Origin of the sequence: Paenibacillus nanchangensis (genome assembly GCF_046543445.1) — a bacterium.
Classification (GTDB): Bacteria; Bacillota; Bacilli; order Paenibacillales; family Paenibacillaceae; genus Paenibacillus_AQ; species Paenibacillus_AQ nanchangensis.
Map to the genome: position 1 here is coordinate 67,702 of NZ_JBHOFD010000023.1, position 22,227 is coordinate 89,928.

Below are 22,227 nucleotides of genomic sequence, written 5' to 3' on the forward strand. Positions count from 1 at the left end.
TAATCAAATTGTGCTTAAGCCAATAAGAAAAAAAGGGGTATCAGCGTATGCGAACAAAATGGATCGGTTTCAGCCTCAGCATCGTGCTGGCGTTAGGTCTGGCCGGCTGCGGCGGCGGCAACGGCAACAGCAAGAGCAATGGCAGCAGCAGCGGAGCAAACGGCGGCGGCGATACGGCAAAAGGCGGTACAGTCGCCTCCACAGCGGCTCCGGCACAGCAGGCGGACGGCACTTCGTCCGGCAAGCCCGTCACTCTGAAATACTGGACGGACGACCGCCACGACCAAGAGTACATCAAAGAGCGGATCAACCAGTTTAACGAGACCAATGGAGAGAACATCACGGTTGAACTGACCGTTATGTCCGAAAACTACACACAGAGCGTGGATATCGCATTTTCCAGCAATCAGGCACCGGACGTGCTGCGTCTGAAAAGCGCCAACACCTCGGAATTCGTCAAAAAAGGTTATCTCGCTCCAATTGACGAGTACCTGACTGAAGACATGAAAACCAAGTTTTCGGCTGTGCTGCTGGATAACGTCAACCGGTTCGACGGCAAGCTGTATTCGCTGCCAAACACGGGCCTGACGCTGCGTCTGGTCTACAACAAGGATTTGTTTGCTAAGGCCGGTATTCAGAATCCGCCGGTTTCGCTGCAGGAGATGGTGGAGGACGCCCGCAAAATTACCGAAGCCGGCAAAAGCGAAGGAATTTACGGATTTGCGCTTAACTTCAAAAGCCCCAAGCAGGCGTTCGACCGGTCTGTCCGGGAGATTTTGTCCTTGAGCGGTCATCAGGGCCTTGGTTTTGATCCGAAGACGGGCCAATTCGATTTTGCGCCTTACGCCCAGGTGATTGAATACTTCAAGCAGATGTATGAAGACGGCAGCATTTTGCCGGGCGCTGAGACGCTGGATATCGACCCGCTGCGCGCCCAATTCGCCGCAGGCAAAATCGGTATGTACCTCTCCTTCTCTACGGAACCGGGCGTATACAAGGACCAGTTCCCAACGAGCATCAACTGGGGCGGAGCGTTGGCGCCTACGATTGACGGACAAATGAAGGGAACCTCGGAAATCGTATCGGCAGGCACATGGCTTGGCATCAGCGAAAAGTCGGCAAATAAAGAAGCGGCATGGAAGTTCATGCAGTACATGTATGGCGATGATGTGCTGACCGCCTACCATGAGCAGGGCTTCGGGATTGCTGTAGTGCCGAGCATTGTGGAGAAGGCCAAAAATCCGGAAATTCCGGGCATGGAGGGTTTCCTCGTCGGCGAACACGATTCGCTGTGGCCAGCCTCCCCGAACGTGACGCCGGAAGGCGCAACTTACGCGGATGAGTTCTTCAAGTACATGCTGCAGGGCGGCGACGCCAAAAAAATTACGGAAACACTGAACGCCCGCTACAACGACGCGCTGAAAAAAGCGGCCGATAAAGGCGATGTGACCGTAACTCCGGATCCGGCCTTTGATCCGCTGCACCCGCAAGGCAAATAAATAGAGAAGGAAGGGCTTTGGCGGCTGGCCCGGCAAAGCCCTTTTTACAGGGGAGACAGGAGGTTTACACATGCTTAACTTCAGAAGGCTGCGGGAAAATTCCCTTTTCCTCCTGCCGAGCGTCATTCTGACGCTGGTTCTCGGCATTTATCCGCTGGTGTGGATGCTGAGATACATGTTCTATGACTATGTCGGGTACGGCGACGCGCTGTTTGTCGGGCTGGACAATTTCCGGCGGCTGCTCGGGGACGCCTTGTTTTGGGAGTCGGTCGCCAATACGTTTATTTTTGCGGGCGGGAAACTGCTGATTACCCTGCCGTTGTCGCTGCTGCTGGCTGTCATTCTGAACGGTAAGCTGCGCGGCTCAAATCTGCTGCGGGGCATCTATTTTATGCCTACGGTCATCAGTACCGCCGTTATATCCGTTGTTTTTTATAACATCTTTAATTCCTATAACGGGATGGTTAACCAGCTGCTCCTGAAGCTGCATCTGATCAGCCAGCCGATTGACTGGCTGGGGCCGAAACACGCGATGCTGACCGTTATTATCGTTGCGGCCTGGGGCGCTGTCGGCAATTATATGCTGCTGTTCCTGGCGGGGCTGCAGAGCATTCCCAAAGATTTGTACGAAAGCGCCGCAATCGACGGGGCGAACAGCGTCAAGCGGTTCCGCCACATTACGCTGCCGATGCTGGCCCCTGTGGCGCAGATGGTCATCATGCTGGCGATTATCGCTTCGCTGAAGGGCTATGAAAGCATTATGGTGATCACCGAAGGCGGTCCAATCGGCAAAACCGAAGTCATGTATCTCTATCTGTACAAGCTGCTGTTCCCGGTATCCACGGGTTCGCCGGTGGCCCAGCAGTTCGGCTACGGCAGCGCGGTAGGATTTGCGACGGCGCTGATCGTCGGAGCGATTACGGGACTGTATTATTTCTTCAGCCGCAAAATGAACAAGGTATTTTAGGGGAGGAGCGAAGAGATGAGCCAACAGGCATTAACACGGCAGCCGGCCGAGCGCGGGCGTCCGTCCCGGACCGCACCGGCAGGCCGGACAGCACAGATTCTGGCGAGAACGGTGATGTGGGGATTTCTGCTGCTGACCGCCCTCCTGACGCTGTTTCCGCTGGTGATGACCGTCTCCGGATCGCTAAAGACCGGGGCGGAAATGATGAGCGGAGGCAGTCTGTTCCCGCAAAAATTGCAATTCGGCAACTACCTGGAAGCATGGCGTCAGGCTAATTTTGCCCGGTATACGTGGAACAGTGTTTTTGTCAGCACGATGGCGACGGCAGGCACGCTGCTGGTTGCAGCCATGGCGGCGTATGTGGTGGACCGCCGGGATTTCCCCGGAAAATCGCTGTATGTCGGCGTGCAGGCGTCCACGATGTTTATCTCGGTCGGCGCGATTGTGCTGAGACCGCAGTTTGACCTGATGGTTGCGCTGCATTTGAATACAACGCTGTGGGGCGTCATTCTGATTTTGATCAGCGCGCATTCCAGCACGTTCTTTATTTTGCAGGGATTCTTTAAGGCGATTCCGCGGGAATTGGACGAAGCCGCGATGGTGGACGGATCGGGCTTTACCCGGACGTTTTTCCGGATTATTTTGCCGCTCCTGACACCGGGACTGGGCGTTGCGGGGTTGTTCGCCTTCCGGCATGCCTGGAACGAATATATTTTGCCGTTGGTTTTTACCATGACCAATCCCAGCCTGCAGACGCTCACCGTGGGGCTTGCGAACCTGCGTTACGGTTCTTCGGCTGCGATGCAGATCCATCTGATGATGGCCGGCGCCTGCCTGTCCATTCTGCCGATGCTGATTGTCTATATTTTCGCCAACAAGACGTTTATCCAGGTAACCGCCGGATCGGTCAAAGGGTAATCCCTTGCTGATTGATTTCGGCAAAAATCAGGCGGACATCCGCCGTCCGGAAAAAGGAGCAGAAAAAGCATGACCAACCAACCTATAATCGGGCCTCTGACTTCCAGCCCGCTGATTACACGTTATTCCGGCAATCCGATTCTTACGCCCGCGGACGTTCCTTACGGCCCGGCTATGGTGTTTAATGCGGGTGTTGCCAAATTCCAGGGCAAATACGTGATGGTATTCCGCAACGACTATGGGGACGAAGCGAGCGGAACCGTCGCTCCTTTTCATACCACCAATCTGGGTCTCGCGTTCAGCGATGACGGTCTGCGCTGGGACGTGCGGCCCGCGCCGTGCTGGTCCTGGCACGATGAAGAAGTCATCCGGGTATATGATCCCCGTTTAACTGTAATTGGCGGACGCTGCTATTTATGTTTTGCGGTGGATACGAAGCACGGCCTGCGCGGAGGCATCGCTGTAACCGACGATTTTGAGAAGTTTGAGGTGCTGAGCCTGTCCGTTCCCGACAACCGCAATATAGTGCTGTTCCCCGAACGGATCGGCGGCCGGTACGTCCGGCTGGAACGCCCGTTTCCGGTCTACAGCAGGGGCGGGACCGACCGGTTCGACATGTGGATGAGCGACTCGCCGGATCTGCGTTACTGGGGCAACTCCAAGCTGCTGCTGAGCGTTGAGGATGTGGCGTTCGCTAACGACAAAGTGGGCCCGGGCGCACCGCCGGTCAAGACGCCTCACGGCTGGCTGACCACCTTCCACGCGGTTGATCTCGACCCGTCGCGGGGCAAAAACGGTTGGGAGCCTTCCTGGAAAAAAAGATATTCAGCCGGCATCATGCTGCTGGATCTGAACGATCCGTCCAAGATCATCGGCCGGTATAACGGACCGCTGCTGGCTCCTGAAGCAGAATATGAGACGTCGGGCGGCTTCCGTAATGATGTGATTTTTCCGGGCGGGATGATTTTGGAGGATAGCGGGGAGGTCAAAATTTATTACGGCGCCGCCGACACCGTGGAGTGTCTGGCCACCGCCCATGTGGACGATTTGATCCGGCTGTGTTTGAACCGCTAATCCGCAAAACTGCAGAACAGTAAGGGCGGCTAACCACGAAGCTCGGAAACAAGGAGCTGCGGAATCACCGAACCACGGAGCCATGGAAGCCACGGAAGTAACGGAACCAAGACACCAAGGCACCAAGGACACCGAGGCACAGCATATAAAGGTCTATATAGGTTAAAAAGGAGGGGCACATCTATGTCCTACAATCAAATTACATTGCCCGCGGCGGATATCCCCGTAACCCGGGAGGTTGACGTGCTGGTAGTCGGCGGAGGAGCGTCGGGTATCGCTGCGGCCATTTCCGCCGCACAGGGCGGCGCTGAAACACTGCTGATCGAGCAGCGCGGATTTTTGGGCGGAATGGGGACGGTGGCGCTTGTGCCTGCTTTTTGCCCGTTCACCGACAAACGGAAGCCGATCATCCGCGGACTGGGTCTGAAGCTGATGGAACGGATGAAAGACGCATGCGGTGAGGCGTTCCGGGAGGAGTACGGCGGCACGCTGGACTGGGTGCCAATCGACCCGGAGGTGCTGAAGCGCGTATACGACGATGCGGTGCTGGAGAGCGGGGCGTCGCTGCTGTACCATACCTTTGTATACGATATTGTGCGTTCGGAGGACGGAAAAACGATTGAAGGCGCTGTGGTGGTGAACAAAAGCGGCCGTTCATTTATCCGCAGCCGTTATGTCATCGACGCGACCGGTGACGGCGACATCGCCGCACTGGCCGGCGTGCCGTTTCAAAAAGGCGGCGAAAGCGGCGAACTCCAGCCGGGAAGCATGTGTTATTTGCTCGCCAATGTGGACCGGCGGCGGTTCCAGGCTTTTTTGGAGGAGAGCGGAGACACCGGGCAGCTTCATCAGACCGTGGCGCAGGCGATGGAAGAAGGCGCGCTGGCTGAAGGGAGAAAATCAATTTCGGGGCTGGCCTGGGTCAGCGATTATCTGGTTGGCGTTAATTTTGGCCATGTATTTGGCGTGGACGGAACCAAAGCGGAGGATTTGACGCGCGGCGCCATTGAAGGGCGGCGGACGGCGGAGCGGCAGCTGCAGTTTTTCCGGAATTACGTGCCGGGCTTTGAAAAAGCCCACATGGTCGCCAGCGGCGAGCAGCTCGGCATACGGGAAACCCGCCGGATTCAGGGTGATTATACGTTGACTGTCGATGACTTCGTGAACGCGCGCAGCTTCCCGGATGATATTGCCCGCAACGCGTATTACATCGACATTCACCTGGCTAACAGCCGTTCGGATATGACGTTTAACCATCTTCCTCCGGGCGTGTCCCACGGCGTGCCTTACCGGGTGATGCTCCCGCTCGGCATCAACAACCTGTGGGTGGCGGGGCGCTCCGCTTCTTCCGACCGGGCGGTTCAGGGGTCGCTTCGCGTCATGCCCAACTGCTTTGCGATGGGCCAGGCTGCGGGTACCGCGGCGGCGCTTGCGCGGCGAGAATCGGCGGATTCCCGGGGAATCCGGGTGGAGGAGCTGCAGGAGCTGCTGCTGGCACAAGATGTCTGGCTCGGCGAAGACCGGAATGGGAATGGGCCACAGACGGAGGGTGCTTCGGGTGCGTGAAATTGGACTGACTCCTGAATTGTTTCACGGGGCGGTTTCGCTGCAGAGAACGCCGATGGGGATTAAGCCGTGGCGGATTCCATACCGGGAGCTGGAGCTGTACCCGCCAAACGGGATTGACGGCAAAGCCGAAATGACGGCGGGCGTCCGGCTGCGCCTGCGCACCGATTCTGTCCGGGCGGCGCTCACTTTCATGCCGCTCGGGCCGATGCAGGAGCCGGCCCGGTTCGACTGTGTCGTAGACGGCGTATTGTCCGGCACTGCTGAGGTGCATGAAGAAGCGGAACGGGTTGATTTTGCAGGACTGCCGTCCGGAATGAAGGTGATGGAAGTTTTTTTGCCCCAAAATACGGGCCTCACCTTAACCGGTCTGTACGTAGAGGAGGGGGCTCCCGCGCTTCCGTGTCCCGATCTGCGCCCGCGCTGGGCCGCCTACGGCAGCTCCATCACCCAATGCGTTGCCGCTGCGGGACCGTCCCGCACATGGCCCGCCATTGCTGCCCAGGCCTCCGGGTTTCATTTGACTTGTCTCGGCTTCTCCGGCAACTGTCTGCTGGAGCCGATGGCTGCCCGGCTGATTGCGGACCAACCGGCGGACCTCATTACTTTGTGCGTGGGCATTAATGTTTACGGGGCGGCTGCGCTCAGCCGGCGCGCTTTTGTTCCCGCGCTGATCGGTCTGATCACAACAATCCGGGACCGGCAGCCCGGGACGCCGATTATCCTGATCTCGCCGATTTACGCGGCGGAACGGGAGCGGACGCCAAATGCCCTTGGGGTTACAGTAGAGCAATTGCGCGAAGATGTACGCGTGACAGCCGAAATGCTGCGGAGCCGGGGAGACAGCTGTCTGTATTACCGCAGCGGATTGGACTGGTTTGGCCCCAAGGATGCCGGTCTGCTGTCCGACGGCCTGCACCCGGACGCGGCAGGTTACGAGCTGCTCGGCGCACGGTTCAGGGAGCGGGTGCTGGGTTCTCTGGCTGCCGAATTTCCGCTGCCGGACTGAGCAAACGCCGTGATGGCCGGACCTCGGCTGAACATCTTTGTGCGCTAACTTAGCGCTAACCTAATGCGCTAACCTGAAGGCCGTACCTCGCCTTTTTGGCGCTAATTAAAAAACTGCGACTACCGCCCCTTGGCAGCAAGGGGCGGTTTGCCGTATTGTCTTAAATTGAAACAAAACCCCTTGCGGAGCGTACCTACTTAAAATACCGGAAGGAGGGGAACAGGGATGGAAACGATGGGGAACGCGGTTAAATATGTGCTCAGGGGATTATGGTTTATCGTTGTTTTTCCGGTCTATACGCTGATCCGCCTGCCGGGGCTCGTATGGGATCATGTGCTTGTTCCGCTGGGGAAAGCTGTTCACCGTTATGTGCTGCGGCCGCTGAAACGGCTGCTGTTTCCTCCCTTTAAATGGATTTGGGAACGGGTTCTCGTTCCGGTGCTGGATTTTGTCTGGCTGCGGGTTACGGTTCCGTTCTGTCTGTTCTTACGCGACCGGATACTGCGGCCGCTCTGGCGTGCTGTACTCGAACCGCTGGGACGAAATGCGGGGGAATATATATTTAAGCTGCTGTATTACGTGATTTATGTGCCGCTTCGTTTTATGTGGAAACACGCATTGCGCTGGTTCTTCAAAGAAATTTTCCTGCCGGTGCTGAAGGCGGTGTTTGTGGCGTTTGACAGGCTGCTTGCCGGCCTGAAATGGCTGTGGCTGCGGCTGATTTATGCTCCGCTGCGCTGGATCGGCGTGAACCTGATTCAGCGGCCGGCCCGCTGGGTCTGGCAGCGCTGCCTGGAGCCGGCCGCGCGCTGGACACGGGAGCAGCTGGTCCGGCCGACGGCCGAATGGTTCCGCAGCTGGTTCAAATAAGCGGGGGCGGACGTATAGCACGCTAAACGCTAACGCAGTTTACGGCGGCCTACGCTCGGCGGGCATCAATGGATATCCCAGGCTCGGCAGGTAACGCGCGTTAGGCGGTGGTTGATCCGATAGACTAGGCAGTGTTAGCCAATCGCCAGCGTGCGGCCGAAGCCCGGCTTTACCAGCTACCGCGTGCTGTTCCGGTAGGCGCTCGGAGAGACGCCGGCCGCTTTTTTGAACGACCGGGAGAAGTGGGCCAGCTCCATCCCGACCCGGTCGGCGATATCGGAAATGCCTGCATCCGAAAAGGACAGCAGCCGTTTGGCCAGCTCGATCCGTTTTTGCTGGACGTAATGCATGGGCGTGACGCCGAGATGTTTTTTAAAATAAGGGATAAAATAGTTCGGATGCAGGTGGACCAGCTCCGCCAGCATTTCCACCTCCAGCGGTTCGCTGAGATGAAGCTCGATGTATTCCAGCACCTTCGCCAGCTTGCCCCGTTCATCCGTTTGCATAAAATGGTCCATAAAGTCGCTGTAGCCGCCTTTTTCCAGGCAGTAGGCCAGCAGTTCAAGCAGGCATGCCTTGATCCGCATTGCGGCAAAGGGACCCGGGCGGTCCGCCAGCGTCAGCACCTCCCCGAACAGCGAAAGAATGTGTTCCGGTTCGTCCACCGGGCACAAATAAAGATTTGGCGCCGCATGGAACAGCGGCCAAGCCCCGATCCGGGCGTCAAAGTGGCAAAAATAACGCGAATACGGATTTTCGCGCGTGGTCGTGCGCGTCTGCACGGTTCCGGCCGGCATAATCATGAGCTGTCCCGCTTTTGGATAATATCTCACTCCGTTCAGCGTCACCATGCCCTCCCCTGCGGTCAAATAATACAGCCGGTTGAACGACGGCGTCTCCTCCGGCGCATTCCATCCATAGAATCCAGCGCGGTAAAACGCATGGGAGACATGTACCGTCAAGTTCTCCAGCAGCCCGCCTGAAAAATCAGGCCGTCCCCCATCCGCGGTTTCCTGCGCCAAACCTTCGCTTTTTCCCCGCACTATTCGATCCGTTTCCGCTCTATTGATGGCAGTTCCGCTGATCTCCGTTCTGCTGCTATCTGTTGTGCGGCCCCTCGTTCTGCTGCTATCTGTTGTACTGTTTCCCGTTCTGCTAATCCCCGTTCCGTTGATATCCATGGTATTTACCTCCATTCCGCTAATGCCCTGTATATCTGTGTCCTTTGCGATTCGCCGGTCCATAGAATTCCCCCGTTCTATTTAGCAGCCGCAGAGTGTGTCTTGTATTTCGGCTGCACTTTTGCCTTGCGGTTCCGGCTCATGCTATTGCCTTGCGGTTCCGCCTTATGCTGTTGTCTTTCGGTTAACTTCACACCCGTCTTGGTGTCCGGACATGGCAATCTTCCCGGAAGGGAGCAGTTTGTATCCGCTTTCGGAAAGAAAGCTGAGGCTGGCCGTATTGGTTTAAGTATACTTCATTTTTTATCAAAAACATCTTAGTTTTAGACAAAAGGTTCTTAATTCCCATCATGTTCACCGCCCTGCGATTGCGTTATCCTCTACCTGTAAAGAATTTTATCCCTTAACGGCAAACGGAGGAATTCGACCTTATGGACAAGGTGCGTTACGGAATTATCGGAATCGGCAATATGGGCACATCCCATGCCTTCAGCCTGCTGGAGCGGGTCAAGGGCGCCGAGCTGACCGCGGTGTGCGACTACCGGCAGGAGCGGCTGGACTGGGCGGAAGCGAATCTGCCATCTGAAGTAAAAAAATACCCGCAGGCGCAAGACCTGTTCGCATCCGGAGAAATTGACGCCGTGCTGATCGCCACCCCTCATTACGATCATCCGACGCTTGCGATGGAAGCGTTTCAATATGGGCTGCACGTGCTGATCGAGAAGCCTGCCGGCGTCTACACGAAGGCGGTGCAGCAGATGAACGACGCCGCGGCCAAAGCGCGGGAATCCGGCCTGGTCTTCGGCATTATGTACAATCAGCGGACCAATCCGCTTTACCAGAAGCTGCGTGACCTGATTCTGTCGGGAGAGCTTGGGGAGATCCGGCGGACGAACTGGATTATCACGAACTGGTACCGCTCGCAGAGCTACTATGATTCCGGCGGCTGGCGCGCGACTTGGGCTGGAGAAGGCGGCGGCGTGCTGCTGAACCAGGACCCGCATCAGCTCGACCTGTGGCAGTGGACAACCGGCATGATGCCAAAGCGGGTGCGGGCGTTCTGCAGCTTCGGCAAATACCGCAATATCGAAGTGGAAGACGACGTGACCGCTTACGTAGAATATGAGAACGGCGCAACCGGCCTGTTCGTGACAACCACGGGCGAATCTCCGGGCACCAACCGGTTTGAGATTACCGGCGATAACGGCAAAATTGTCATCGAAGACGAGAAGCTGACCTTCTGGCGGCTGCGCACGCCGGAACCCGAATTTAATGCGGTCTACACCGGCGGGTTCGGGCAGCCGGAATGCTGGAAATGCGAAATCCCGGTCGCCAGCGGGCGCGGGGAGCAGCATGAGGGCATTTTGCGGAACTTCACCAACGCTATTTTAAAAGGGGAAACGCTGCTTGCGCCGGGCGAAGATGGCATTCATGGGCTGACCTTGTCGAACGCCATGTATTTGTCGAGCTGGACCGACGACTGGGTGGAGCTGCCGATTGACGCCGACCTGTTCCTCGAGAAGCTGAACGAGAAAATTGAGCATTCCACCTTTAAGAAAAACGCTGCGGAAGGCACCACATTAAACGTCTCGGGCACTCATTAACGAATTCAATAAAAGGAGCGGGCTGCTATGCAAAAATCGAATATCGCCGCACAAATGTATACGTTCCGTGAATATGCGCGGACGGAGGCGGATCTGGCCTCCACATTTGAACAGTTGAAGCAGATCGGCTACACCGCTGTCCAGATTTCGGGCATCGGACCCATCGATCCGGCCGTCGTCAAGGATCTGGCCGACCGAAACGGGCTGACCATTTGCGTGACGCATGTGCCGTATGACCGCCTAAAAAACGACCTGAAGGCGCTTGCCGCCGAGCACCAGTTATGGGGCAGCAAATATATCGGACTCGGCGCGCTGCCGGCAAGCAACCGGGACAGCCTGGAAGGCTACCGGTCTTTCCTCCGGGAAGTGTCCCCGATCGCCAAAGAGCTGAAAGAAGAATACGGCCTGCAGTTTGTGTACCACAATCACCAGTTTGAATTTGAACGGTTCGACGGAATCACGGGCATGCAGGTCCTGCTGGAGGAAAGCGACCCGGATACATTTGGCTTCGAGCTTGATATGTATTGGGTGCAGGTCGGCGGCGGCGATCCCGCCCAGTGGGTGCACAAGGTCAAGGGCCGGATGCAGGTCGTACATCTGAAGGACCTCGAAATCGTATCCGGACAGCAGGTGTTCGCCGAGGTCGGACACGGCAATATGAATTATCCCGCCATCATTGAAGCGTGCCGGGCGACAGGCGTGGAGTGGTATGTCGTTGAGCAGGATGTATGCCGCCGCAGCCCGTTTGAAAGCGTCCGTCTAAGTCTGGATTATCTGAATACGCTGGTGTAGGAGGAGCTTATGAACCGTAACGATGGAATGAATTATGCGCCGAAGCATGAGGCGAAACCTGTAGTGAAGCCGGGCGAGTTTGTGTTCGCGGCGATGGCGCTGGACCACGGGCATATTTACGGCATGTGCAACGGACTGCTGGAGGCGGGAGGAACCCTGAAGTGGGTGTACGATCCTGACGAAGCCAAGGTGCGGTCGTTTATGGAAAAATACCCGCAGGTCCAGGCCGCGCGGTCGGCGGAAGAACTGCTGGAGGACCCGGAGGTCCGGCTTGTCGCCGCGGCGGCGGTCCCGTCGCGCCGCGGCCCCCTTGGGCTGACCGTGATGCGCCACGGGAAGGACTACTTCACCGACAAGGCCCCGTTTACGTCGCTGGACCAGCTGGAAGCCGCACGGGCCGAGACAGCGCGGACCGGCCGCAAATATATGGTTTATTACAGCGAGCGGCTTCATGTCGAAAGTGCGGTTTACGCGGACCGGCTGATCAAGGGCGGCGCCATCGGCCGGGTGATTCAGGTTATGGGGACCGGACCGCACCGGCTGAATGCGCCGAGCCGGCCGGACTGGTTTTTCCGCAGGGAGGATTACGGCGGGATATTGTGCGATATCGGCAGCCATCAGATCGAGCAGTTTTTGCATTTTGCGGGCTGCCGGGACGCCAAGGTGCTGCACAGTAAAGTGGGGAACTACAACAATCCGCAGTACCCGGAGCTTGAGGATTACGGCGATGCCACACTGGCTGGCGACAACGGCGCCACGCAGTATTTCCGCGTCGACTGGTTCACGCCGCAGGGACTGGGCACTTGGGGCGACGGGCGTACGGTTATCCTCGGCACGGAAGGGTATATTGAACTGCGTAAGTATATCGATCTCGGCCGTTCGAATACGGGCGACCATGTGTTTTGGGCAGACCGTAACGGCGAGCATTACGAGCAGGTGTCCGGGAAAGTGGGGTACCCCTTTTTCGGGGAGCTGATTCTGGACTGTCTGAACCGGACGGAGGCAGCGATGACGCAGGAGCACGCGTTCAAAGCCGCCGAGCTGTGCCTTGAAGCGCAGCGCATGGCGGTCAACTTGACGCCGGATACGCTGAAAGGGTAGAGCGGACCGGAACCGCCGGCTGTAGAAGCGTAGTCCAAGGTCAAACAACCAGACGGAAGGTGCGAGCGATGAACAAAACGGGCGCAGCCATTATTGGCTGTGGGGCGATTTATCCGCTGCATGCCGCGGCGCTTGGTGAAATGGAGCAGGCCGGGCTGCTGGCGGTTGTCGACAGCGATCCGGCCCGGGCGGAAGAAGCGGCCCGGACTTACGGCTGCGAAGCGCTGACAGATTACCGGGCGCTGCTTGAACGCCCGGAGATTGAAGTGGTTCACCTCTGTACGCCGCATTATTTGCATGCGGAGATGGCGGAGGAACTGCTTGCCGCGGGCAAGCATGTCCTGATGGAGAAGCCGCTTGCAGTGACGCTGGAAGCGGCGGAGCGGCTGAACGCAGCGGCCGGGCGCAGCCGCGCGCAGCTTGGGGTCTGCTTTCAGAACCGGTATAACAACAGCTCCCGGGTCATCAAGGAGGTGGCCGAATCCGGCAGGCTGGGCAGGCTGCTCTGCCTCAAAGGCGTCGTAACCTGGACGAGGAGTAGCGATTATTACGAAAAAAGCCCCTGGAGGGGGCGCTGGGCCACCGAAGGCGGAGGCCTGCTGATCAACCAGACGATTCATACGCTGGATCTGCTGCAGTGGTTCGCCGGCGGCGAACCGGTCCGGGTGCGCGGGAGCGTTACGACGGATGCGCTTGAGCCGTACATCGAAGTGGAGGACAGCGCGCATGCCTGTTTTGATTTTGCGGACGGGACGCGGGCGCTGTTTTACGGAACCAACGCGTATCTTGCGAACTCGCCTGTGGAGCTGGAGCTGGTCTTTGAACAGGGGACCCTGCTGCAGCGGCGGGACTGCGTTTATTTGTGGCGGGACGGGGAAGAAACCGAGCTGAGCCGTCCCGCGGTCACCAGCACCGGCGCAAAATCGTATTGGGGCGTGAGCCACGGTACGCTGATCCGTGATTTTTACGAACATGTGCGGGAAGGGCGGCCGTTTTGGCTGAACGCGGCGGAAGGGATCAAGTCGATGCGAATGATTCACGGCATCTACGAGTCATCCCGCGCACGGGCGGGCCTGCCGCTGATTCCGGGCAACAGCTAGCCCGGGTGCTGCCGGTGCCGTTATGCGGCATACCCGGCATATCCGGCATATCCGGCATATCCGGCATGCCCCCGCATATCCGGCATACCCGGCTGTTCCGTTGACACATCCCTTTTAGGCTGGTTATTGGAGAAGTTCTTCCAATCCAGCCTAAAGGGTGTTTTTTGTTAAGGGTTGAGCCGTTCCGGAAAGCGGACTTCCGGGTAGTCCGGGTCAGGCCCGGTTAACAGCTGGCTTTTGATCCCCCGCAAATGCTCATTAAAAAACTCCAATACATAACGGTTTACAATCTCCGCCCCCCTGGACCCTTTGATATTTCCCGTCATCCCGGTGTATGCGAGCAGCGGGGAATACAGCTGGAGATCGGTAAAGTTATAATGACCGGTCCCTTCAACATAAAGCACTTTGCCGCTGCCCTGTGCCTGCAGACGGTCCATCAGCTGAAGCTCCATGTCCCGGTTTTGCAGGATTTTATTAAACTGTTCCCTCGTATAATGCAGCTTCTCCAGCTCTTCCTCCGTGACTGGCGCGGTGCGGTACTTTGCCTGCCGTTTGTTTACTTCCATAAACTCCTGGGATTCCATGAACAAAAACGGTTTGGACATGTTTTCTCTGCCTTCCGGCCAGATCAGCGAACCGTCCATATCCACGCCTGCTTTCAGCTTCGGATTGGCATAAACGGCTTCAAAAGCAGCCGCTCCTCCAAACGAATGCCCCAATAGTCCGATATTCTCCAGATCCAGCATTCCGGTGAAGCGGCTGGCGTCGCCGCCGTTATTCAGCTTCTCCAACTGATGAATGACAAACGCGATATCCTGATTCCATACCTGTACAATGTTGCGGCTGTCCTCAAAAAAATGCTCCTGCGACGGTTCCGTCACCAGCCCGGTCATTTTTCCGTCCGGAAAAGCGGTCATGACGGTGCTGTAGGTGTGGTCGACCGCAACCACAACGTAGCCTTGGCTGGCCAGCTGCTCGGCCTGCGATGTGTGCAGAATCCGGCCGACCCCCATGCCGTGCGACAGCAGCACAACCGGATACGGGCTATCCGCGGCCAGCGGCGCCGCCCCCGGATAAGCGTTGCCACGGATGTATTTCCAGTAGTCAAGCGCGGCGGCGGGCACGCCCAGATAGCCGGAATAGGCCTTCAGGTATGCTTGGAACTGCTCTTTTTCGGCTGGAAACACTGTGCTTACAGCTGAACTTTTGTCCGGCTGCTTGGCAGGATACCATACCTGTACCATCAGCTCGCGTTTGTCGCCGGGCTGTTCCGTAAACGTTTCCTCCCGGCCGGCATCAACCCAGTGCAGTACCTCCGTTCCCACCGCCAGCTTGCCTGCAGGTTCCGGCAGATCAAACACCGGCAGCAGGACGCACAAGGCGGCCGAACCTCCGGCTAAAAGCAGGAACAGCGGCGGCAGGGTGTACCGCATAGATTTTCTGAGCCTGCCCCGGCCGGCCAACGCCATTACAGCAAGCAAACCCGCCAAAAGATAAACGGGAACCATCTGCCAGCGGTACCCCTCGAACCACAGCTGCGCGGCAAGCCAAAAACCGCAGTTCCACCCGGCGGCGGCGCTGAGCGTCCGGGTGTTTTCTTTCCGCAGCAGCAGCAACACCATCGCAGCCGCTGCCGAGATGATCAATACCCCTTCCAATATCCGCAAACCCTTCACTTCCTTCTTGAGTCTTTTGCATTAACCGATGAAAGCCGCTCCCAAATGCTGCAGGAGCCTGATATCGTTAACTGCTCTCATCGTAATGGGCCAAGGTTAAAACAAGCGGAGGGTTTGTTTTAAAAATTGTTTAAAAATTGGACTGTAGTTTAGTCTCCCGTCTCAGCAACCGCAATCCGGACGACCAGATCGGTGCCGTAAGGGTACGGAGTGGCCTGGAAAGTGAACAGGTCCGCAGCCCGGTTTTGGCTGAACGTCAAGGGTTCCCCGTTGTCCAGCCAATGAAGCGAGCGGACGGGTTCCTGAACCCCGGTGAACGGACGGGGGCCAGCACCCGCTGTGCCGACCGTCACATGGGACGAGCCGCCGATGGATAAATCATGGATGAAGAAATAGAGCCGGCCGTCCGGGCCTCGCAGCGCAAAATCCTGGCCCGCTCCGCGAATACCCGCCGGCGTAGTATCGTACAGCGCTTCGCTGTGCAGCCGGACCCAGTCACCAAGCGTCCCCAGCGTTGCGGCCTGCAGCTTGTCTACGCCGCCTTCCGCTTGCGGACCGATGTTCAGCAGATAGTTGGCGCCGACTTTGCGGCAGGAGCAGAGGAACTCGATCAGCTCGCCCGGGGATTTGCAGCGGAAATCGGAACGGCCGATGCCCCAATGGCCGTTTATAGTCTGGCACATTTCGGCTGCGACGTATTTGCGGTGGCCGCGGCGGTCCATCGCCTCCGGGCGGCCCTGCTCGAAGGTGACGCTGTCGATCTCGGGATGGCCCAGTTCCCCTCTTGCCTCAAGGCCGGTATTGTTCACAATGATGGCGTGCGGCTGACGGGAGCGGATCATGCCGTACAGGGCGTCTTCCTCCCAGTCGGCATCCGGTTTGTTCCAGTTGCCGTCGAACCACAGTCCGCCGATCGGGCCGTAACGGGTGCAGAGCAGCTCCACGGAGCTGCGCAGATAACGCAGATAAGCGGGGAAATCCGTTTCATAGTCGTCCCGGTACCAGTCCAGTGTCGTGTGATAGAAAAAAGGGACGATGTCCTCCGCGCGGCAGCCTTCCACAAACTCCGCCACCAAATCCCGCCCGGCGGGACTGTGGGGCGCGTCATACTCATTTAGTCCGCAGGTGTCGTACAGCGAAAATCCGTCATGGTGCCGTGTCGTCAGCACAATATATTTCATGCCGGCCCGCTTGGCTAAAGCGGCAAGCGCTCTTGCATCAAATTCCGCTGCGGTGAACCGGTCCTTCAGCTTGGCGTATTCCGTCTTCGGAATGTTCTGCATAGGCATGGCCCACTCGCCTTGGCCTAAGATGGAGTAGAGTCCCCAGTGTACAAACATACCGAAACCAAGCCGTTCAAATGCCGCCACATGCGGGGCGGGACGCGGAATATTTTGATTCATTGCCATCCTCCTTCTATGCGGATCCTGCTTCTTATTGTAGCATTGGAAGGAGCGGGAGGCTTTGCAGTAGAGCCTGTATTCTTGCATTAGATTCCGCTCATTTTATACCTGGCGGAACTAGAGTCTGTACGCAACTTACTTCAGCCATAGACTCATCGAAATCAACGTCAAAAAAGCCATGAACAAGATCGCTGTCTTGTCATAGGGGTTGCCAAACGCCGATAATTTTTCATTTTATTAAAAAAGCATTCATGCTGCAGATTTCATCCCAGATTCCCGCCTTTTGTAGCCGCAGAGAAAGTAGGGGCACAAGTGTACGGACTGAGAATGCCTTATTTGCTGATTATTCCGTGTTTTGGCAAAGTGACGGACTCAGATGCACCTATTTACGCGGAAAATCCATCGTTTGTATGTTTTCAGTACGAATAACTGATCTGGAGTCCGCAGGGCCTACTAAAAGCCCAAGAATTTCAGGAATAGCGTCCCCTGGGTCCGGAAAGACCTACGTATCGCGTGCTGTGGTAATCCGCTGCGGGTGTGTCACAGGAGAGGGTTCGTAGATCGATCTGACAATAAACAGGTGTAGATCCAGGGTTGATAGCATTCCGTAACCCATCACGGAATCGTTTGATTGACCCTGATTTCCTTAATTTACAGTTTGCGTACACACCCTGGTAGCTTGACCACAATAAATTTAAGGTTTTGCGCGAGCTTCCTAACGCTACCTTACATCGTCTAACATAAAAATCAGTCCTTAGATTTGGCACGGTCAAGGTACGAGGAGGACGGCTATGAAATTATCCGACATCCGCCCGCGGATTGCCGCCGCGCATCCCTATATATACAACGGCAGCATATATGAACGCCGCCGCCGGGGGTACAACTACGGGTTTCATTTGTTTACAAGCGAAGGCGCCGTCCAGGCCGGCGGTGCGCTGTATCCCGTGGTCAACGGGACGCTGTTTACCGTTCCTCCCGGCTGCCCGCATGCGTTTATCGCAAGCCCCGACCGTCCGCTGACAGCCTATAATATTTATGCAGGTCTGTTCCCGGACCCCTACAGCGCCCAGCCGCACTGGTTTGCTTATGACGGTGATCCATTTGATGCGGGCCGTCTGGCCGGTCTGCCGGAGTGCCGCGAGCTGGACAGCCTGCCCGCCGTTCGACACGTGGGGGCCGGCAGCCGGCTGAGTGAGCGCTTTGCGGAGCTCGTAGCGTTGTTCGAGTCGGGCGAGCTGTATGCGCGGGAACGGGCCGAAGCCGGGCTGTACGTTTGGCTGCTCGACGGATTTGCCGCCGCCGCGCTGCAGGCGGACCGCCCGGCGGACCCGCGCATCCGCAGGCTGCTGCGGCAGCTGGAGGAGACGCCGGAGCTAACGCCGCCCCCGGAGCAGTGGCCGAAGCTGTGCGGGCTTGGCCCGTCGCATTTTTACAAGCGGTTCCGGGAAGAAACGGGCGTCAGCCCGAAGCAATATCTAATCCGGAGCAAGCTGAAGCGGGCGGCGGAGCGGCTGACCGAAAGCAGCCTTAGCGTAACGGACATCGCCGAGGAATTCGGTTATGCTTCGCTGCATTTTTTTTCACGGCAGTTTAAAGAGATTTACGGCTGTTCGCCTGTTCAGTACCGGGCAAAAAACCGGCAACACGGCTATGAAACCCCGTGAGCTTTCCCCTGAGTGCTGTAATTTTAATTGACACCCCGCCGCACGAGAACGTATCGTACAGGTGAACAAGGAACGTCCCCCGGCCGGTCCGGCCATCCGGCGGATCGGCTGGCAGGCGGACCTATTTTTTATTGACTGGAAGGTGAAGGCATGACAAAGGCGGCAGTCGGGCTGGGCCGGTTGTGGCATAGGCTGGCGGGCATATACTACCGGGTCTCGATCAAGCAGAGGGTGCTGTTTTCGTTTGCCGTTTTGATAACGCTGTCAATTAGCGCAAGCGGTACACTGACGTACCGGATAGCCGCCAAGGAGATCCAAAATAACGCGTTTGACGCCAGCAAAGAGACGGTGAACAAGACGACGCAGCTGCTGGATTACCGGTTGAACGATGTGGCGATGTCGGTCCAGTCCCTGATGCTGAGCGACGCCTACAGGCAGATGATGATGGATGTCCAGGCGTATGATGTGACGAATTATTATGTGCATTTGTCCGAGCTGCAGTATGTGCTGTCCCAGACAAGCTTCAACGAACCGCTGATCGAAAATGTGCTGATTGCGACGCCGATCGGGGATTTTTATTCGACAACCCAGGTGCGCACGCAGGATCATTCGTTTTACGGCTCCGAGCTGTACGACAACAGCAAGCAAAGTCCTGGCGGATATTGGGCCAAGGGGCATTACGACCGGCTGTTTACGGGCAATGACCGTGTGATTTCTTTTGTGGTGCGGGGCATTTACGAGCGTCTCCCGGCGACCAATGTGTATATTGTGGTGAACATCCGTGAGAGCAAAATCGCTTCGCTGCTGAATTCCGGTCAGACGGCAAACGACCTCGAATACAGAGTCCTGAACGGCAAAGGGGAGGAGGTTGTCCAAACCGCATTGCCGGCGGCAGGCAAAAAGGAAAGCGGCGCACCGCTTCCGCCGCGGGAAAACGGGGAGCAGGGACACTTTTTTTATGCCGAGCACGGGGAAGATTATCTGGTCAATTATAAAAAATCATTGGCGGCCCCCGATTGGACGATTGTCGGCATCCAGTCGAAGGATAAGCTGCTCGGCCAGCTGGAAGGCGTCCAGCGTGCAGCCATTCTGGTGGTCGTTTTGTTTCTGCTGACCACCTGGTTTTTCTCGAACCAGCTGACGGCCGCGCTGCTGAAGCCGCTGTTCAAGCTCAGCCGGCTGATGCGGCGGGTTGAAGAAAATCAGCTCGGCGTGACGTACGAAAGCAAATACCAGGATGAAATCGCGCAGGTCGGGCATCAGTTCAACCGGATGATGTCGGAGATCAAGGCGCTGATTGAGGACGTCCGGCTGAAGGAGGAAGGCAAGCGGGAGGCGGAGATCCGGGCGCTGACGGCGCAGATGGAACCTCATTTTTTGTACAATACGCTGAACACAATTTACTGCAAATCCGTACTAGGGGAAAACGACGATGTGGGCGAGATGATTCTTGCCCTGTCCCAGATGTTCCAGCTTGGGCTCAGCGGGGGCAAAGACTGGATTTCGCTGGAAGACGAGTTGTCCCATGTCCGCCAGTATGCCGCCCTGCAGCAAAAATGCTATGAAGGGCTGTTCGATTATGAAGTAACCGTGGAGGATGAAGAGCTGCTGACCTATGCCGTTCCCAAAATTCTGCTGCAGCCGATTGTCGAAAACAGCATCCAGCACGGTTTTGCGGACCGCCGGTCGGGCTGTCTGATCCGGGTCCGGGTGTCGCTGGAGCAGGGCATGCTGCATCTTGCGGTTGAGGACAACGGAAGCGGGATGGATGCCGAGAAAGTGGAGCAGGCGATGGCCTTCCAGCCGCTGTCCAAAAAAGGTTATGCGCTCATCAACATCAGACACCGGCTGCAGCTGTATTACGGCGAGACGGCCCGGATGGAATTGTCCGGCAGGGAAGGCCTGGGCTCGCGGACCGATTTGTGGCTGCCCGTGCGGCCCGCCGGCGCTGGCACCGGGGAAGGGAGAGAGGAACATGAATGAACAGGAGCCGGAGCGGCAGAACGTTACGCTGGCTGTCATCGATGATATTAAAAGCGTGGTGGACATGATTTCGCGTAAACCCGACTGGGAGGCCAACGGGATCACAGTTGTCGGAACAGCGCTGGACGGAGAAGAGGGGCTTCGGATGATCCGCGAACGTAAACCCGATATCGTGCTGACAGACATCCGCATGCCACGAATGGACGGGCTCGCTATGACGCGGGAGATTTTGGAATTCGCTCCGGCATGCAAAATCATCATCCTGAGCGCGTATTCCGAGTTCGCGTACGCCCAGCAGGCGATCCGCCTGGGTGCGATGGACTTTGTGAAGAAGCCGTTTTCGCTGGATGAAATCATAAGCATTGTTTTAAAAGCCAAGGAGCAGTGTCTGGAGGAACGCGGCGAACAGGAGCGGCTGCGGGCGATGGAAGTGAAAATCCGGGAAAGTCTGCCGATTCTGCGGCAGGAATATTTGACCTTTCTGATCCGCCACCGGACGAGCGAGCAGAGTGCCCGTTCGCGCTGGGCGTATTTGGGGATTCCGCTGGCAGAGGAACATTTTTTTGTGTTTATTGCGGAGATCGACCGGTTTGCCGGAAAGTACGGAGAAGCGCGGATTCAGGAGATTGAGCTGGTCCGCTTCAGCCTGCAAAATATTCTGGAGGAAACGGTCTCCGGCCGGACGCGGGGTGTGATTTTCCGTGAATCGACCAACCGGTATGTGTGCATTATGAACGGCGATGATCCCCGGGAGGCGCAGGACTTAACCGAGACCTGCTGCGCCCATGCGGCCCGGTATTCGCGCGATACGCTGTCGATCGGGCTTGGCGGCTACGTGCGGTCGATTCATGAGCTGGCCGATTCTTACGCGCAGGCGCTGGACGCGCTGGCGTATCATTTCTACACGGACGGAAACGCCGTCTACAGCTATAACGGGGCACCGCACCCTTCCCGTACGTTCAGCAGCTACTCCCCGGAGGCCGAACGTGATTTTTTGTTTGCTCTGCGGTCCGGCAACCGGGAGAAAAGCCGGGAGATGCTAGGGCGGATGTGGGATGAGCTGCTGCGGCCCGGCCCGCTGCCAGAGCCGGCGTATGTGGAGAGCATTGGTTACGAGCTGGCCTACAAAATCTGCCGGGTCATGCTTGAGCTGTTCCCGCACGCCAAAGTTAAAGCGCTGGAGGAACGGGTGAACCGGCTGCGGAGCTCGCGCCAGCCTACTTTTCAGGAAATGCGCGGGCTGCTGACCGGCCTATGCGAGGAGGCGTGCGGCTGGATCGAAGAAGAGCGCTCCATGGAATCCATGAAGATCATTCTCCAGGCGAAGGATTACATCCGGACGCATCTGCATACCGGCTTGTCGCTTGAACAGGTGGCCAGGCAGATCAATCTCAGCCAAGGTTATTTCTCCAATGTGTTCAAAAAAGTGACGGGCGTGTCCTTCCAGCATTATGTCATGAGCGAAAAGATGGAGAAAGCAAAAACGATGCTGATTGAAGGCTTTCAGGTGCAGGAAATTGCAACTGAACTCGGGTATGAGCACCGCCGGTATTTCAGCGATGTTTTCAAGAAATACACGCAGATGACGCCTTCGGAGTTCAAGACAGACTATTTGGGAAAAACGTGATTGGTCTATCGGCATTTATGCCGCCGTCCATCTGCCTTATTGCGGCGTACAGCCTAACTCCGGCTTTTAAGCCGTCCAGCCTTACCGGCCGGACGGCTTGATTTGTTTGAGGGGGAGGCAGCGGACAGCGACTTCGCGGATTTTCTGCCCTTAATGTGGGCTTTGCCGCATTATGCCGCGTCCGTTCCTGCCC

At 57.2% G+C, this 22,227-nt stretch carries 17 protein-coding genes; 14 read left to right on the top strand and 3 right to left on the bottom strand.

The window, feature by feature from the left end:
- Positions 1-47: 47 nt before the first annotated feature.
- The 7 genes from ACE6ED_RS18610 to ACE6ED_RS18640 all read left to right on the top strand — a co-directional run bounded on the left by ACE6ED_RS18610 (position 48) and on the right by ACE6ED_RS18640 (position 7,903).
- A complete protein-coding gene (locus tag ACE6ED_RS18610; protein WP_410828722.1) occupies positions 48-1,499 on the top strand; it encodes an ABC transporter substrate-binding protein in 1,452 nt (483 codons plus the stop codon).
- Positions 1,500-1,569: 70 nt separating this feature from the next.
- Positions 1,570-2,466 carry a carbohydrate ABC transporter permease gene (locus ACE6ED_RS18615; RefSeq protein WP_410828723.1) on the top strand — a complete coding sequence of 299 codons (897 nt, stop codon included), beginning with the start codon at positions 1,570-1,572 and terminating at the stop codon, positions 2,464-2,466.
- 15 nt (positions 2,467-2,481) lie between these two features.
- Positions 2,482-3,384, top strand: coding sequence for a carbohydrate ABC transporter permease (locus ACE6ED_RS18620; RefSeq protein ID WP_410828724.1), 903 nt, complete (start codon positions 2,482-2,484; stop codon positions 3,382-3,384).
- Positions 3,385-3,453: 69 nt separating this feature from the next.
- Positions 3,454-4,458 carry a glycoside hydrolase family 130 protein gene (locus tag ACE6ED_RS18625; RefSeq protein WP_410828725.1) on the top strand — a complete coding sequence of 335 codons (1,005 nt, stop codon included), beginning with the start codon at positions 3,454-3,456 and terminating at the stop codon, positions 4,456-4,458.
- A gap of 183 nt (positions 4,459-4,641) precedes the next feature.
- Positions 4,642-6,024, top strand: a complete 1,383-nt coding sequence (locus ACE6ED_RS18630) for an FAD-dependent oxidoreductase (RefSeq protein WP_410828726.1) — start codon at positions 4,642-4,644, stop codon at positions 6,022-6,024.
- Complete coding sequence (locus ACE6ED_RS18635; protein ID WP_410828727.1) at positions 6,017-7,033, top strand: GDSL-type esterase/lipase family protein; 1,017 nt, start codon at positions 6,017-6,019, stop codon at positions 7,031-7,033. The genes ACE6ED_RS18630 and ACE6ED_RS18635 overlap by 8 nt, the downstream gene beginning before the upstream one ends.
- 225 nt (positions 7,034-7,258) lie before the next feature.
- Complete coding sequence (locus ACE6ED_RS18640; protein ID WP_410828728.1) at positions 7,259-7,903, top strand: hypothetical protein; 645 nt, start codon at positions 7,259-7,261, stop codon at positions 7,901-7,903.
- A gap of 176 nt (positions 7,904-8,079) precedes the next feature.
- Here ACE6ED_RS18640 and ACE6ED_RS18645 read toward each other — a convergent pair whose 3' ends face one another.
- Entirely contained in the window at positions 8,080-9,084 is a 1,005-nt protein-coding gene (locus ACE6ED_RS18645; protein ID WP_410828729.1) for an AraC family transcriptional regulator, read from the bottom strand.
- Positions 9,085-9,515: 431 nt separating this feature from the next.
- Between ACE6ED_RS18645 and ACE6ED_RS18650 the strand changes: the two genes are divergently transcribed.
- The 4 genes from ACE6ED_RS18650 (at position 9,516) to ACE6ED_RS18665 (ending at position 13,681) form a co-directional block, all read left to right on the top strand.
- Complete coding sequence (locus ACE6ED_RS18650) at positions 9,516-10,688, top strand: Gfo/Idh/MocA family protein (RefSeq protein ID WP_410828730.1); 1,173 nt, start codon at positions 9,516-9,518, stop codon at positions 10,686-10,688.
- Positions 10,689-10,715: 27 nt separating this feature from the next.
- Entirely contained in the window at positions 10,716-11,480 is a 765-nt protein-coding gene (locus ACE6ED_RS18655) for a sugar phosphate isomerase/epimerase family protein (protein ID WP_410828731.1), read from the top strand.
- 9 nt (positions 11,481-11,489) lie between these two features.
- Entirely contained in the window at positions 11,490-12,581 is a 1,092-nt protein-coding gene (locus ACE6ED_RS18660; protein ID WP_410828732.1) for a Gfo/Idh/MocA family protein, read from the top strand.
- Between the two features lie 68 nt (positions 12,582-12,649).
- Complete coding sequence (locus ACE6ED_RS18665) at positions 12,650-13,681, top strand: Gfo/Idh/MocA family protein (RefSeq protein WP_410828733.1); 1,032 nt, start codon at positions 12,650-12,652, stop codon at positions 13,679-13,681.
- 167 nt (positions 13,682-13,848) lie between these two features.
- Here the strand turns inward: ACE6ED_RS18665 and ACE6ED_RS18670 are convergent, their stop codons facing one another.
- Positions 13,849-15,348: an alpha/beta hydrolase family protein gene (locus tag ACE6ED_RS18670; protein ID WP_410828734.1), complete on the bottom strand. Its 1,500-nt coding sequence runs from the start codon at positions 15,346-15,348 to the stop codon at positions 13,849-13,851.
- A 158-nt stretch (positions 15,349-15,506) separates the two neighbouring features.
- Positions 15,507-16,760 carry an alpha-L-fucosidase gene (locus ACE6ED_RS18675; RefSeq protein ID WP_410828735.1) on the bottom strand — a complete coding sequence of 418 codons (1,254 nt, stop codon included), beginning with the start codon at positions 16,758-16,760 and terminating at the stop codon, positions 15,507-15,509.
- Between the two features lie 791 nt (positions 16,761-17,551).
- Between ACE6ED_RS18675 and ACE6ED_RS18680 the strand changes: the two genes are divergently transcribed.
- The 3 genes from ACE6ED_RS18680 (at position 17,552) to ACE6ED_RS18690 (ending at position 22,034) form a co-directional block, all read left to right on the top strand.
- Positions 17,552-18,424 carry an AraC family transcriptional regulator gene (locus tag ACE6ED_RS18680; protein ID WP_410828736.1) on the top strand — a complete coding sequence of 291 codons (873 nt, stop codon included), beginning with the start codon at positions 17,552-17,554 and terminating at the stop codon, positions 18,422-18,424.
- A gap of 150 nt (positions 18,425-18,574) precedes the next feature.
- Positions 18,575-20,407 (top strand): sensor histidine kinase, encoded by a 1,833-nt coding sequence (locus ACE6ED_RS18685; protein WP_410828737.1) that lies wholly within the window; start codon positions 18,575-18,577, stop codon positions 20,405-20,407.
- Positions 20,400-22,034 (top strand): response regulator, encoded by a 1,635-nt coding sequence (locus ACE6ED_RS18690; protein WP_410828738.1) that lies wholly within the window; start codon positions 20,400-20,402, stop codon positions 22,032-22,034. Before ACE6ED_RS18685 ends, ACE6ED_RS18690 begins: the two co-directional genes overlap by 8 nt.
- Positions 22,035-22,227: the final 193 nt, after the last annotated feature.